We start from the raw sequence: 15,037 nt of genomic DNA on the forward strand, positions 1-15,037 counted from the left end.
CGAACACGGAAGTTAAGCTCTTTAGCGCCAATGGTAGTTGGGACTTTGTCCCTGTGAGAGTAGGACGTTGCCAGGCACCTGAAAAAGGACTAGCTATTTTAGCTAGTCCTTTTTTGTTTACAATTTATTTGTTTTATGAAAAAGTATAGTAAGAACAATAAAATTCGCGATTTGCAGGTTTTGAAATAAATTTTAGTGGCAACGATAAAAGTAAAGAATAAACTTTAATAGTACATAGTTGAAAATTTTTTCGTTTCCTTTTATATTTAAATTAAGGTCAAATATAGTCAAAGTCAGAAGGAGGGGGCAGCGTGCCAAATATCTCTGACATTATCGAACAGTATTTAAAACAAGTACTTGAATTAAGTGAAAGAGAAATTGTTGAAATAAGGCGCAGTGAGATTGCTGATAAATTTCAATGCGTTCCGTCGCAAATTAATTACGTTATCAATACCCGCTTTACGGTTGAGAGAGGTTACCTTGTAGAAAGTAAGCGAGGCGGCGGCGGATTTATTCGTATTGCAAAAGTAAAAATGCATGATGCAGCGGATTTGTTTCAGCAAGTGATTGAGATGATTCAAAATGAAATTTCACAAGTAAGTGCTGAAAATGTCATTATTAGGTTAGTTGAAGAAAAAGTCATCACAGAACGAGAAGCAAAAATCATGTTGAGCGTTATCAATCGTTCAGTTATTAATATTGAACTTCCTTATCGTGATGAGCTAAGAGCCAATCTTTTAAAAGCAATGCTTAATTCATTACGCTACCGATAAGCTCATGATCTATTTTATTTAGAACAGGGAGTGATGACAGGATGATTTGTCAGCAATGTGAAACGAGACCTGCAACTCTTCACTTCACAAAAATTATTAATGGTGAAAAGACGGAGATGCACGTATGTGAACAATGCGCTTCAGAAAATGGAGATGCATTTTCTTTTTCAAATCAGCAAGGTTTTTCAATCAATAACTTACTAGCTGGCCTACTTAACCTAGACCCAGCAGTAACTGAAAATTATAAGAAACAAAGTCAGGACGTTCTTTCTTGTCCTACTTGTGGCATGACATATCAAAAATTTGCTAAAATCGGCAGGTTTGGATGTGCAGATTGCTACAAAACATTTGAGAGACCTCTTATTCCTTTCTTGAAGAGGCTGCATGGAGGTAATTATCTACATCATGGAAAAATACCAGCAAGAATTGCAAGTAATCTTCATTTAAAAAAGGAATTACAGGCATTAAGATTGAACTTAAAAGAGTATATCGAAAAAGAGGAGTTTGAGAAAGCAGCCGAACTCCGAGATCACATTCGATTACTAGAAAAGAAGATGAACGAATCGAGAGAGGAGGAAGCGTAATTCATGTCCCAGGATTTGTTCTTTTCCCAGCCTGTTAGCTCTTGGATGCGTCAAGAAGCTTCGAATTCAGATATTGTGCTAAGCAGTCGAATCAGGCTGGCTCGAAATTTAACTCATTATCTTTTTCCAACTCTCTTTTCTAAAGAACAAGCAGTTGAAGTGGTTCGAGTATTTGAGCAAGTTTTTCAAAAAAGCGAGAACACCAATCAGTGGAATTTGCATTTACTAAAGATGAACGAATTACAGCCTCTTCAAAAGCAAGTGTTGGTTGAAAAACATCTTATCAGTCCTAACTTGGCTGAAGGAGACAACAACGGAGCTTGTTTTTTATCAGAAAAAGAAGATTTGAGTATTATGGTTAATGAAGAAGATCATTTACGCATACAATGTTTATTTCCAGGCCTTCAATTATCTGAAGCTTTAAGCACAGCGAATAAAGTAGATAATTGGATTGAGAAATACGTAGATTATGCGTTTGATGAAAATAGAGGGTATTTAACCAGCTGTCCCACAAATGTGGGTACTGGGCTACGTGCATCTGTGATGATGCATCTGCCGGCTTTAGTGATGACCCGTCAAATTCATCGTATTATTCCCGCTATTAACCAGCTTGGCTTAGTGGTGAGAGGAATTTATGGAGAAGGTAGCGAAGCTTTAGGGAATATCTTTCAAATTTCTAATCAGATAACCTTAGGGAAATCTGAAGAAGATATTGTGGCAGATTTAAATAGTGTCGTACAGCAGTTAATTACACAAGAGCACTCTGCAAGAGACGCACTGTTTAAAACATCTCATGTAGAGTTAGAAGATCGAGTGTATCGTTCATATGGAGTATTGGCCAATAGCCGTATTATTGAGTCCAAAGAAGCTTCACAATGTTTATCAGATGTTCGATTAGGAATCGATTTAGGGTATATAAAAGGACTGAGTCAAAATATATTGAATGAACTTATCATTATGACGCAGCCAGGCTTTTTACAAAAGTATTCGGGAGGGCCCCTAAAGCCTCAGGAACGTGACATTAAAAGAGCCACCTTAATTCGAGAACGTCTCACTATAAATAAAAACACAAATTAAACGTGGAGGGTGACGATTATATGATGTTTGGTAGATTTACAGAGCGCGCACAAAAAGTATTAGCTTTAGCACAGGAAGAAGCACTACGCCTAGGTCACAACAACATTGGAACGGAGCACATTTTATTAGGTATCGTTCGTGAAGGTGAAGGAATTGCAGCAAAAGCTCTTTCTGCTCTAGGCCTAAGCACTGAAAAAATTCAAAAAGAAGTGGAAGCATTAATTGGCAGAGGCCAAGAATTAACGCAGACCATTCATTATACACCTCGAGCGAAAAAAGTCATTGAACTTTCAATGGATGAAGCCCGAAAGCTTGGTCATTCTTACGTAGGAACAGAACATATCTTACTAGGCTTAATTCGTGAAGGTGAAGGCGTTGCAGCACGCGTTTTAAATAATCTAGGTGTCAGCCTAAATAAAGCTCGTCAGCAAGTACTTCATTTATTAGGTAGCAATGAAGCTGCTTCAAGCCATCAAGGCGGAGGTTCTTCAAATGCCAATACACCTACGCTAGACAGCTTAGCACGCGATTTAACAGTTGTAGCGCGCGAAGGAAGCTTAGACCCTGTTATCGGACGTGGGAAAGAAATTCAGCGTGTTATTGAAGTGTTAAGCCGACGTACAAAAAACAATCCTGTATTAATTGGGGAGCCAGGTGTCGGTAAAACGGCAATCGCTGAAGGTTTGGCTCAGCAAATCGTCAACAATGAAGTTCCAGAAATTTTACGTGACAAACGCGTTATGACTTTGGATATGGGAACGGTCGTGGCTGGTACAAAATATCGCGGAGAATTTGAAGATCGCCTGAAGAAAGTAATGGATGAAATTCGTCAAGCAGGTAATATCATTCTCTTTATCGATGAGTTACACACATTAATTGGCGCTGGTGGTGCAGAAGGTGCTATCGATGCTTCTAATATTTTAAAACCGTCTCTTGCTCGTGGAGAACTTCAGTGTATCGGTGCTACGACTTTAGATGAATACAGAAAATATATTGAAAAAGATGCAGCGTTAGAGCGTCGCTTCCAGCCAATTCAAGTGGATGAACCAACGTTGGAAGAGTCTATTCAAATCTTAAAAGGGCTTCGTGACCGTTATGAAGCGCATCACCGAGTATCTATTTCTGATGAGGCAATTGAGCAAGCGGTGAAACTATCAGATCGCTACATTTCAGATCGTTTCTTACCGGATAAAGCAATCGATTTAATTGATGAAGCTGGTTCAAAAGTGCGTTTACGTTCATTTACAACGCCGCCAAATTTAAAGGAATTAGAGCAAAAATTAGAATCAGTACGCAATGAAAAAGATGCGTCTGTTCAAAGTCAAGAATTTGAAAAAGCAGCATCTTTACGCGACACAGAACAACGCCTACGCGAAGAATTAGAAGACACAAAGAAAATTTGGAAAGAACAGCAAGGTAAAGAAAACTCAGCTGTAACCGTAGAAGATATTGCGATGGTGGTATCTAGCTGGACGGGTGTACCGGTCTCTAAACTGGCACAGGAAGAGACAGAAAGACTGCTAAACATGGAAGAGATTCTTCACTCTCGTGTAATTGGGCAAGAAGAAGCGGTAAAAGCAGTTGCAAAAGCTGTGCGCCGTGCTAGAGCAGGCTTGAAAGATCCAAAACGCCCAATTGGTTCATTCATTTTCTTAGGACCAACAGGGGTTGGTAAAACAGAGCTTGCACGCGCATTAGCGGAGTCAATCTTTGGCGACGAAGACGCAATGATTCGTATCGATATGTCTGAGTACATGGAGAAACATTCTACTTCACGCTTAGTAGGTTCACCTCCAGGATATGTTGGATACGAAGAAGGCGGCCAGTTAACGGAAAAAGTAAGAAGAAAACCTTACTCAGTTGTTCTTTTAGACGAAATTGAAAAAGCACATCCGGATGTATTTAACATTTTATTACAAGTGTTAGAAGATGGACGCTTAACAGATTCAAAAGGCCGTACAGTTGATTTCCGTAATACGATTTTAATTATGACATCAAACGTAGGTGCGGACACATTAAAACGAAGCAAGCACTTAGGGTTCACAGTAGAAGCAGAAGGCCAAGACTACAAAGATATGAAAGGAAAAGTAATGGCGGAAATGAAGCGTGCATTCCGTCCGGAGTTCCTAAACCGTATCGATGAAATTATCGTCTTCCATTCATTGGAGAAACCCCACTTAGCTGAAATCGTTAAATTAATGGCGGACCAGTTAACAAAACGCTTAAAAGAGCAAGAAATTGATCTTGAATTAACAAAAGAAGCAATTGATAAGATTGCAGAGGAAGGTTTTGACCCAGAATACGGCGCTCGTCCACTTCGTAGAGCAATTCAAAAACATATTGAAGACCGTTTATCTGAAGAGCTGCTAAAAGGGGTTGTTCAAAAAGGTCAGAAAGTGACGCTAGATGTAGACAAAGGAGAATTTGTTGTTAAATCCTCCGCTCCAAGCAGCATCAGCTAAATTTACTCAAACCAAGACGAGGCATACGAAAAAACACGTATGCCTCCCTTTTTATTTTAGCTTAGGAAATAGTGTACAATAGAGATAGAAATCGATTGAATGAACGGAGAGATTGATAACATAATGGCGAAACGAAAAACAAAATTTGCATGTCAGCATTGCGGATATGAATCCGCAAAATGGATGGGGAAATGTCCTGGATGCGGAAGCTGGAATTCGATGGTGGAAGAAATGGAAGAAACGAAATCATCACGCCGAGGAGCTTTTTCCGGAGCTACTGCTTCTAAAGTTCAAAAACCTCAGTCAATTACAGCGATTGAATCTACAACAGAACCACGGATTTTTACACCTTCTGCAGAGTTAAACCGTGTATTAGGAGGCGGTATTGTCAGAGGGTCACTCGTTTTAATAGGGGGAGATCCGGGTATCGGAAAGTCTACTTTACTTTTGCAAACCTCCGCGCAGTTAGCAATGAAACAAGATAAAGTACTATATATTTCGGGAGAGGAATCAACCAAACAAACAAAGTTAAGAGCGGACAGGCTAGGTGTAAAAGCTGAAGAGCTTTATGTTCACGCAGAAACAAACTTAGAATTAATACTAGAGGCCATCTCAAGCATGCAGCCTGATTTTGTGGTGATTGATTCAATTCAAACCATTTACCATGCTGATGTGACATCAGCGCCAGGAAGCGTCTCACAGGTGCGAGAGTGTACGGCTGAACTAATGCGTGTTGCTAAAACGAATGGCATTGCCATCTTTATTGTGGGTCATGTAACGAAAGAAGGGGCCATTGCGGGTCCAAGACTTCTTGAACATATGGTAGATACGGTTCTTTATTTTGAAGGAGAGCGCCATCATACGTATCGTATATTAAGAGCGGTTAAGAACCGATTTGGATCTACAAATGAAATGGGCATTTTTGAAATGAAAGAAAGTGGGCTAGAAGAAGTATTGAATCCATCTGAAATCTTTCTAGAAGAACGGTCTCAGGGAGCAGCAGGTTCGGTTGTTGTCGCTTCAATGGAAGGGACAAGACCCGTATTAGTAGAGCTGCAGGCGCTAATCAGTCCAACGAGCTTTGGAAACCCTAGAAGAATGGCGACAGGAGTAGATCATAATCGCGTTTCGCTTATCATGGCTGTCTTAGAAAAGCGTGTAGGAATGCTGCTGCAGAATCAAGATGCTTATTTAAAAGTAGCAGGTGGAGTGAAATTAGATGAACCAGCAATCGATTTAGCTGTAGCCGTTAGCATTGCTTCAAGCTTCAGAGATGCTGCTTCTAGCGCTACAGATGTTATTGTAGGAGAGGTAGGATTAACAGGCGAAGTACGCCGAGTGTCTAGAATTGAACAGCGCGTTCAAGAAGCGGTAAAATTAGGGTTCCAACGAATTATTATTCCGGAGAAAAATTTAGGAGGATGGAAAGTCCCAGATGGTATTGATGTGATTGGGGTATCAACAGTAGCGGAGGCTCTGCAATATACATTAGGAGGATAAGCAGTGGAAGGAGAAAAAACAACAGTTAGTCAAAAACAAATATCAGAAATTCTGCAGTTTGTAGCACCAGGAACCCCTATTCGTGACGGTATCGATAACGTCTTGCGGGCAAAGACGGGCGGCTTAATTGTTATGGGCTACAATGAACAAGTCAAAAAGATGGTAGATGGAGGATTTTCGATTAATTGTGCATTTACACCTGCGCATTTATACGAGTTAGCCAAAATGGATGGAGCGCTTATTTTAAACGACAGCGGAAGCAAGATATTGTTTGCTAATGCTCAGCTCATGCCAGATCCCTCTACCCCTTCTTCACAGACAGGAATGCGTCACCGTACAGCGGAGCGCGTAGCTAAGCAGTCAGGTGTATTGGTGATAGCCATTTCACAAAGACGGAATGTGATTACGCTTTACAAAGGGTCTCTGCAGTATGTATTGAAAGACATTAGCGTTATTTTAGCAAAAGCGAATCAAGCGCTTGGAACCCTTGAAAAGTACAAGGCGGTATTAGATGAATCGATTACAAGTCTCAGTGCATTAGAGTTTGAAGAGCAAGTAACTCATACAGATGTGCTGCAGTCGCTTCATCGTACAGAAATGGTTTTGCGTATTAAAAATGAAATTTTGAGCTATATTAGCGAGTTAGGAACAGAAGGAAGGCTAATTCGTCTCCAAATGAATGAACTGCTTTCTCACTTAGAGGAAGAAGCAACTTTATTAATCAAAGATTATATGTATGACCTCAGCTTTGACCCTTACCGAGTAATTGAACGCATGCAGCAGCCGTCAAATAATGTTCTTCTCGATGACCAAACGCTCCTTCGCTTAATGGGATATCCTATGTATACAAGCTTTGAAGACAGCGTTATTCCTAGAGGGTATCGAATGCTTCATAAAATTCCAAGACTTCCATCGATTATTATTGAAAATCTCATTGATGAATTAGGGGATTTAAAAACGATAGCAGATGCGTCGGTAGAAGAATTGGATGAGGTAGAAGGCATCGGTGAAATTCGAGCACGGAAAATTAGAGAAGGCCTAAAAAGACTAAAAGAGCAGCATCTTACAAACCGTCAGCTATAGGATATTAATTGACATTAAATGTTTGATTCATTAAGATATTGTGAAAATACAAAAAAAGTGACAGTTTGTTTACAAATTCTGTTTTTTGGTTAAATAACAGGTTTCAATCATTGTAAACTGTTTATAATGATAAAGGGAGGTGAAGGCGTGTTAAAACGTTTTGTACAGTTATTTTTTATTATTACAGGTGGTACATTGGGCGTCTTTTTTATACCTGAACTTATTCAATTATTAAATCTGCAAGATGTAGCATTTCTAGAAAAACCTTACGTCGATGCAATACTGGGAGCTATTTTGTTTTTCCTTGTCACGTTTTGGATTGTTGATTATATAGTTGAATTAATTCGCCGAGTGGAAGAGGCGTTGCTGAAGGCGCCTGTAACGGATGTACTTTTTGGTAGCTTAGGATTGATTTTAGGGCTTATTGTAGCCTACTTGGTCGGAGCTTTTTTAGGCAGAATTCAACTTCAAGTAGTAAGTACCATTTTACCAATCTTTCTAAGTATTCTTTTAGGTTACTTAGGGTTTCAAGTCGGGTTTAAAAAACGTGATGAGCTTGTGAACGTGTTTTCCATGCCATCTCGAATTGGGAAGAAAAAAGGGCAAGAAGAAGAAGCAGATAATGAAGAATCACTAAAGTCTCTTAAAATTTTAGATACAAGCGTTATTATTGACGGTCGTATCGCAGATATTTGTCAAACAGGATTTTTAGACGGAACGATTGTTATTCCGCGCTTTGTGCTTGAGGAACTTCAGCATATTGCTGATTCGTCGGATGTTCTAAAACGAAACAGAGGTAGACGAGGTCTAGATATTCTAAACCGTATTCAAAAGGAACTGGCAATGAAGGTAGAAATTTATGAAGGCGATTTCGAAGACATTCAAGAAGTGGACAGTAAGCTGGTCAAATTGGCAAAGCTGACTTCTGGGTTGGTCGTTACAAACGACTTTAATTTAAATAAAGTATGTGAACTTCAAAATGTCGGCGTCTTAAATATTAATGACTTAGCAAATGCCGTTAAGCCAATTGTGCTTCCGGGAGAAGAAATGAATGTGTTGGTTATAAAAGACGGTAAAGAGCATAATCAAGGTATTGCCTATCTTGATGACGGTACAATGATCGTGGTAGAAGAAGGAAGAAATTACATTGGAAAGCAAATTGATGTACTGGTGACGAGCGTACTCCAAACCTCAGCAGGCCGTATGATTTTTGCGAAACCCAAGTTATTAGAAAAAGCACTGTGACGTAACAGGTAAAGGGAGTATACCTATGAAGTATGAAATTATCGTTTTAGCTGCAGGGCAGGGGAAGCGAATGAAAGCGGGGCGGAACAAACAATTTTTAACTATTCAAAACGTTCCGCTTATCATTCATACGCTGCAAAAATTCGAACAAGATCCTTGGTGCAGTGGAATTGTACTAGTTGTAAACGAAAAAGAAGTGGCGATTTTTGAAGAGTTATTAGCTGAATATCCAATTCAAAAGGTTCAATCATTGACAGTTGGAGGCGATGAACGTCAACATAGCGTTTATAACGGCCTTAAAAGTCTAAAGCAGGCTCAGATGGTATTAATTCATGATGGCGCTCGACCATTTGTTCAACAAAACACAATCCATGAGTTAGTAGAAAAAGCTGCTAGTGATAAGGCTGCTGTACTGGCTGTTCCAGTAAAAGACACAATTAAGCGTGTGGAACAGGGGACTGTCATTGAAACAGTTGAGCGCTCTAGCTTGTGGGCTATTCAAACGCCGCAGGCTTTTCTTTTTGATGTAGTAATAGATGCACACGAAAAAGCAAAAACAAATGAATACTTAGGCACCGATGATGCAAGCTTAGTAGAAAAAGCAGGACAAAAAGTATCGATTGTAGAGGGAAATTACGATAATATAAAACTAACAACACCAGAAGATTTGTTATATGCAGAAGCTATATTAACAAAGCTAAACAGGACTGAAGGAGTGGAAAAATGAACATTCGAGTAGGACAAGGTTTCGACGTACATGAATTTGCAGAAGGAAGACCTTTAATCATCGGCGGTTTAGAAATTCCGTATGAAAAAGGATTATTAGGCCACTCAGATGCAGATGTGCTGTTACATACAATCGCAGATGCCTTATTAGGAGCGGCGGCTAAAGGAGATATCGGAAAGCATTTTCCGGATACAGACCCTGAATTTAAAGATGCTGATTCAGCAAAGCTTCTTCAACACGTATGGAAACTACTAAAAGATGAAGGTTATGAATTAAGCAATGTAGATTGCACGATTATCGCGCAAAAACCTAAAATGGCTCCTTACATTGAACCAATGAGAGAGCGTATTGCGCAGCTGTTAGAAGCAAGCATTTCTCAAATTAACGTCAAGGCAACAACAACAGAAAAGTTAGGTTTTACGGGACGTGAAGAAGGAATCGCTGCCCAAGCAGCCGTTTTAGTTTATCAAAAATAAAAACAGTTGACTTTGACAGATACCTATTTGGTGATAAAATTAGAACATGTCTAAAACATATAAATACATACTATAAGTAATATTAAATTGGAGGTCATCTTAGTTATGTCAAGCGAAGTAAGAGTTCGTTATGCCCCGAGTCCAACTGGACATCTTCATATAGGGAATGCAAGAACAGCACTATTTAATTATTTATTTGCACGAAATCAAAACGGTAAATTTATTATCCGTATTGAAGATACAGATCAAAAGCGTAATATCGAAGGCGGCGAAGAAAGTCAGCTGCGCTATTTAAAATGGTTAGGTATTGAATGGGATGAAAGTATCGACGTAGGCGGGGAGTACGGTCCTTACCGCCAGTCTGAACGTACGGAAATCTATCAAAAATATACGGAAGAACTTCTTGAAAAAGGATTAGCTTATCACTGTTACTGTACGTCAGAAGAGCTTGAAAAAGAGCGTGAAGAACAGCAGGCGAACAGTCAAATGCCGCGCTATTCAGGTAAGTGCCGTAACTTAACAGCTGAACAGCGTGCTGAACTAGAAGCAGAAGGCCGTGAGCCGAGCATTCGCTTCCGTGTTCCTAGTAACACAGAAATTAAGTGGAATGATATTGTCAAAGATGAAGTATCGTTTGAGTCTGAAGGCATTGGTGATTTCGTTATTGTGAAAAAAGACGGTACACCAACATATAACTACGCTGTAGCCATTGATGATTATCTAATGAAGATGACACATGTTCTACGCGGAGATGACCATATTTCCAATACACCGAAGCAAATTCTTGTGTATGAAGCTTTAGGCTGGACGCCTCCTGTATTTGGTCATATGACGTTAATCGTAAATGAAAATCGTCGCAAGCTAAGTAAACGTGATGAGTCAATCATTCAGTTTATCGAGCAATATAAAGAATTAGGCTACTTGCCAGAAGCACTATTTAATTTTATTACAATGCTTGGCTGGTCACCTGTGGGGGAAGAAGAAATTTTCTCTAAAGAACAGTTTATTGAAATTTTTGACCCAGCTCGTTTATCAAAATCTCCAGCACTATTTGATACAAGCAAATTACGTTGGATGAACAACCAATACATGAAACAATTGGATTTAGACGAGGTAGTAGCTTTATCAGTTCCTCACTTAGTGAAAGCTGGAAAAGTTGAAGAAACGCGCGATGCAGAAACAGAACAATGGGTACGTGACTTAGTCGCTCTATACCAAGAACAAATGAGCTTTGGCGCTGAGATTGTTGAACTTACTGAAATGTTCTTTAAGAAAGAAATTGATTACAGTGAAGAAGCAAAAGCAGTACTTGCTGAAGAACAAGTACCGGAAGTGTTAAAAGCATTTGCTGAAGAGATTTCTTCCTTAGAAGAATTCAGCGCTGATGAAATTAAGGCAGCAACAAAGGCTGTACAAAAAGCAACAGGTCAAAAAGGTAAAAAACTATTTATGCCAATTCGTGTAGCAACAACAGGCGAAACACACGGTCCCGAGCTTCCAAAAGCTATTTCTCTTTTAGGGAAAGAAACAGTTTTAGCTCGTCTAGAAAGCATTTATAGTTAACAAATTTCTATTTTGCCCATATGATAAAATAATCAAATATGGATATCGTTGAGAAGGAAGAGTAGGCAAGTTCATTGCATATCAGAGAGGGTTATCACCGGCTGAAAGTAACCTATGACAAAACTTGTTGAAGTGCGCCTTTGAGTCTTTTGTTGAATGCTACTAAGTAAGTAGGCAAAAGCGGTTACTTTCACGTTATGAGAGAAGAGTTGGGATTGTTTGTTGATCCAAACAGAGTGGAACCGCGTATATACGTCTCTGTGTCATTTGACATAGGGGCGTTTTTTTATACAATCAATGAGTAGATAGAGGAATAGCGGAATTGGGGTGAGATGATGCTAAAGTTGTTAAAGGAAGACATTGAGGCCATATTTGAACAAGATCCTGCAGCAAGAAGTTATATTGAAGTGATATTAACCTATTCAGGGTTGCATGCTATTTGGGCACATAGATTCGCTCACGGGCTTTTTAAAAGAAAGTGGTTTTTTCTGGCACGTGTAATCTCACAAATTAGCCGATTCTTCACAGGGATTGAAATTCATCCGGGTGCGAAAATTGGCCGCCGCTTTTTTATTGACCACGGAATGGGAATTGTTATTGGGGAAACGTGCGAAGTTGGAGATAATGTAACAGTATATCAAGGAGTAACACTCGGAGGAACAGGGAAAGAAAAAGGAAAGCGTCACCCGACGATTGAAGACAATGTCTTAATTGCAACAGGTGCTAAAGTGCTAGGATCGATTACGATTCATGCGCACTCCAAAATTGGAGCAGGCTCAGTTGTGTTAAATGACGTCCCAGAAAACTCAACGGTTGTTGGTATCCCTGGCCGAGTCGTCATTCAAAATGGCGTCCGGATTCCAAAAGATTTGAATCATCAAGATTTGCCAGATCCAGATGCAGAGCGTTTCAAACAGCTAGAGAAAGAAATTTTACACCTGCAAAATCAATTAAAGGAATTAAAAGAAGGGAAGATTCACCATGGCAATTAAGCTATATAACACGTTAACACGTCAAAAAGAGACGTTTGTACCGCTAGAAGAAAACAAAGTCAAAATGTACGTGTGCGGACCGACCGTGTATAACTATATTCATATTGGAAATGCACGTCCTGCGATCGTATTTGATACGGTGCGCCGCTATTTAGAATTTAGAGGCTACGACGTGGAGTATGTCTCAAACTTCACAGATGTGGATGATAAATTAATTAAGGCAGCAAAAGAGTTAGGAGAAGATGTTCCAACGATCGCAAACCGCTTTATCGATGCCTACTTTGAAGATACGTCAGCTCTTGGATGCAAGCATGCCGATGTGCATCCACGCGTAACTGAAAATATGGATATCATTATTGAATTCATTGATGAACTGGTGAAAAAAGGCTGTGCGTATGAGTCAGAGGGCGACGTATACTATCGTACGCGTAAATTTGAAGGATACGGAAAATTATCACATCAGTCCATTGATGAATTGCAATCCGGTGCTCGTATCGAAGTTGGAGAAAAGAAAGAAGATCCATTAGACTTTACTCTTTGGAAAGCAACCAAAGATGGAGAGATTGCATGGGATAGCCCTTGGGGTCAAGGAAGACCAGGCTGGCATATTGAATGCTCGGCGATGGCACGCAAGTATTTAGGTGATACAATTGATATCCACGCAGGCGGCCAGGATTTAGCTTTCCCTCATCACGAAAATGAAATTGCTCAATCAGAAGCGCTCACTGGGAAATCGTTTGCGAAATACTGGCTTCATAACGGATATATCAATATTGATAATGAAAAGATGTCTAAATCACTAGGGAATTTCGTGTTAGTTCATGACATTATTAAAAAGCATGATCCTTCTCTACTTCGATTCTTTATTTTATCTGTTCACTATCGTCACCCAATTAACTATAACGAAGAAATCTTAGAGAATACGCGCAAAGGGTTTGAGCGTCTGCAAACAGCTTACGGCAACTTAACTCACCGTCTAGAGGCAGCAACAAATCTTCAAGAAGATGCTTCAGAATGGTTCGAAAAGCTAAAAGAGCTCCGCGAAACCTTTGTTGAAGAGATGGATGATGATTTTAATACGGCAAATGCCATTTCTGTTCTGTTCGAGCTAGCAAAGCAAGCTAACTTGTATTTATTAGAACAAACAACGTCTACAGATGTAATTGAAGCCTTTATTAAAGAGTTTAAAGAACTAGGTGCTGCAATAGGCATTGCGTTTGGAGAAGCTGAACTTCTAGACGAAGAAATTGATCAATTGATCCAAGATCGTATTCAAGCTCGTAAAGATCGTAATTTCCAATTAGCAGATCAAATTCGAGATGAATTAAAGGCTAAAAATATTATTTTAGAAGATACGGCGCAAGGAACAAGATGGAAAAGAGGATAATAGTGTTATGAGCAGCAGTAAATTAGATGTAAAACAGCTAAATAGCTTAGCTCTTGCTTATATGGGTGATGCGGTGTTTGATTTACATGTTCGCCGCCACCTGCTGGTGTTAGGGACAGTACGCCCTAACCAGCTTCATAATAAAGCTAAAAAATACGTATCAGCAAAAGCACAAGCACAAATCGTATATTATTTTAAAAATGAAAACTTTTTTACTGAAGAAGAAGAAGGTGTACTGCGCCGAGGACGCAATGCAAAGTCTGGTACAGTCCCTAAAAACACAGATGTGCAAACGTATCGCTACAGTACAGCATTTGAAGCGGTCGTAGGCTATTTGTATCTTTTAGGTGAAGAAGAAAGAATGATGGAACTTATTACTAAAGCTATCTCTTTCGTCGATGAAGGAGAGGGAGGAATGAATCATGGAACATGAATTTATCATTGGACGTAATCCGGTCCTAGAAGCCCTAAAGTCTGGGCGTGACATTAACAAACTATGGATTGCCGAAGGATCGCAAGGCGGTTCTATGGGGCAAATCACGCAGTTAGCAAAACGTAATGGTGTATTGGTGCAGTTTGTACCGAAAAAGAAAATTGAGCAAATGGTAGACGGTATTCATCAAGGAGTAGCTGCACAAGTTGCTGCTTATCAGTATGCAGAGTTAGATGATTTATTTAACTTAGCGGAAAAACGTAATGAAAGTCCGTTTTTCCTTCTGTTAGATGAGCTCGAAGATCCCCATAATTTAGGTTCTATTATGCGAACAGCCGATGCCGTTGGCGCACACGGTATCATTATTCCAAAGCGCCGTTCAGTTGGATTAACGGCCACTGTAGCAAAGGCGTCTACAGGAGCGATTGAACATATTCCTGTAGCAAGGGTAACAAACCTATCAAGGACGATTGATGAATTAAAAGATCGAGGCGTATGGATTGTTGGAACGGATGCGAAAGAAAGTGACGATTACCGCAACTTAGATGGAGGTATGCCGCTTACGTTAGTGATTGGAAGTGAAGGAAAAGGCATGAGTCGTTTGATTCGTGAAAAATGCGACTTTCTTGTACAGCTTCCAATGGTTGGGCATGTTACATCGTTAAATGCATCTGTAGCAGCTAGTCTTCTCATGTATGAGGTTTACCGAAAACGCCATCCTCTAGGTGAATAAAA

The 15,037-nt window shown here is 39.7% G+C and carries 14 protein-coding genes, 1 rRNA gene and 1 other annotated feature; all 15 genes read left to right on the top strand.

Annotated features, from left to right (window positions below; genetic code table 11):
- A 5S ribosomal RNA gene (gene rrf, locus WKH56_RS35200) occupies positions 1-76 on the top strand; the annotation flags it as partial.
- A gap of 235 nt (positions 77-311) precedes the next feature.
- Positions 312-773 (top strand): CtsR family transcriptional regulator, encoded by a 462-nt coding sequence (locus tag WKH56_RS32600; RefSeq protein ID WP_013054895.1) that lies wholly within the window; start codon positions 312-314, stop codon positions 771-773.
- A gap of 41 nt (positions 774-814) precedes the next feature.
- Positions 815-1,357 (top strand): protein-arginine kinase activator protein McsA, encoded by a 543-nt coding sequence (gene mcsA / locus WKH56_RS32605; RefSeq protein WP_028412656.1) that lies wholly within the window; start codon positions 815-817, stop codon positions 1,355-1,357.
- A 3-nt stretch (positions 1,358-1,360) separates the two neighbouring features.
- Positions 1,361-2,434, top strand: coding sequence for a protein-arginine kinase McsB (gene mcsB / locus WKH56_RS32610; RefSeq protein ID WP_013054897.1), 1,074 nt, complete (start codon positions 1,361-1,363; stop codon positions 2,432-2,434).
- Between the two features lie 20 nt (positions 2,435-2,454).
- The gene (gene clpC, locus WKH56_RS32615; RefSeq protein WP_014462041.1) at positions 2,455-4,896 is read left to right on the top strand and encodes an ATP-dependent protease ATP-binding subunit ClpC; all 2,442 of its coding nucleotides are present in this window, start codon (positions 2,455-2,457) and stop codon (positions 4,894-4,896) included.
- Positions 4,897-5,019: 123 nt separating this feature from the next.
- Positions 5,020-6,396 carry a DNA repair protein RadA gene (gene radA / locus WKH56_RS32620; protein ID WP_310884515.1) on the top strand — a complete coding sequence of 459 codons (1,377 nt, stop codon included), beginning with the start codon at positions 5,020-5,022 and terminating at the stop codon, positions 6,394-6,396.
- A gap of 3 nt (positions 6,397-6,399) precedes the next feature.
- Positions 6,400-7,479: a DNA integrity scanning diadenylate cyclase DisA gene (disA, locus tag WKH56_RS32625; RefSeq protein ID WP_013054900.1), complete on the top strand. Its 1,080-nt coding sequence runs from the start codon at positions 6,400-6,402 to the stop codon at positions 7,477-7,479.
- 147 nt (positions 7,480-7,626) lie between these two features.
- Positions 7,627-8,724 carry a PIN/TRAM domain-containing protein gene (locus WKH56_RS32630; protein WP_014462040.1) on the top strand — a complete coding sequence of 366 codons (1,098 nt, stop codon included), beginning with the start codon at positions 7,627-7,629 and terminating at the stop codon, positions 8,722-8,724.
- A gap of 25 nt (positions 8,725-8,749) precedes the next feature.
- Positions 8,750-9,451: a 2-C-methyl-D-erythritol 4-phosphate cytidylyltransferase gene (gene ispD / locus WKH56_RS32635; protein WP_063248112.1), complete on the top strand. Its 702-nt coding sequence runs from the start codon at positions 8,750-8,752 to the stop codon at positions 9,449-9,451.
- Positions 9,448-9,927, top strand: a complete 480-nt coding sequence (gene ispF, locus WKH56_RS32640; RefSeq protein WP_013054903.1) for a 2-C-methyl-D-erythritol 2,4-cyclodiphosphate synthase — start codon at positions 9,448-9,450, stop codon at positions 9,925-9,927. The genes ispD and ispF overlap by 4 nt, the downstream gene beginning before the upstream one ends.
- 105 nt (positions 9,928-10,032) lie before the next feature.
- Positions 10,033-11,490, top strand: coding sequence for a glutamate--tRNA ligase (gene gltX, locus WKH56_RS32645; RefSeq protein ID WP_028412658.1), 1,458 nt, complete (start codon positions 10,033-10,035; stop codon positions 11,488-11,490).
- 39 nt (positions 11,491-11,529) lie between these two features.
- Positions 11,530-11,753 (top strand) — a binding site (T-box leader).
- Between the two features lie 72 nt (positions 11,754-11,825).
- Positions 11,826-12,482 (top strand): serine O-acetyltransferase, encoded by a 657-nt coding sequence (cysE, locus tag WKH56_RS32650; protein ID WP_342837582.1) that lies wholly within the window; start codon positions 11,826-11,828, stop codon positions 12,480-12,482.
- The gene (gene cysS / locus WKH56_RS32655; protein ID WP_048022300.1) at positions 12,472-13,869 is read left to right on the top strand and encodes a cysteine--tRNA ligase; all 1,398 of its coding nucleotides are present in this window, start codon (positions 12,472-12,474) and stop codon (positions 13,867-13,869) included. Before cysE ends, cysS begins: the two co-directional genes overlap by 11 nt.
- Positions 13,870-13,876: 7 nt before the next feature.
- Entirely contained in the window at positions 13,877-14,302 is a 426-nt protein-coding gene (locus WKH56_RS32660) for a Mini-ribonuclease 3 (protein WP_013054907.1), read from the top strand.
- Entirely contained in the window at positions 14,292-15,035 is a 744-nt protein-coding gene (gene rlmB / locus WKH56_RS32665; protein ID WP_014462034.1) for a 23S rRNA (guanosine(2251)-2'-O)-methyltransferase RlmB, read from the top strand. Before WKH56_RS32660 ends, rlmB begins: the two co-directional genes overlap by 11 nt.
- Positions 15,036-15,037: the final 2 nt, after the last annotated feature.

The organism is Priestia sp. SB1 (assembly GCF_038898415.1).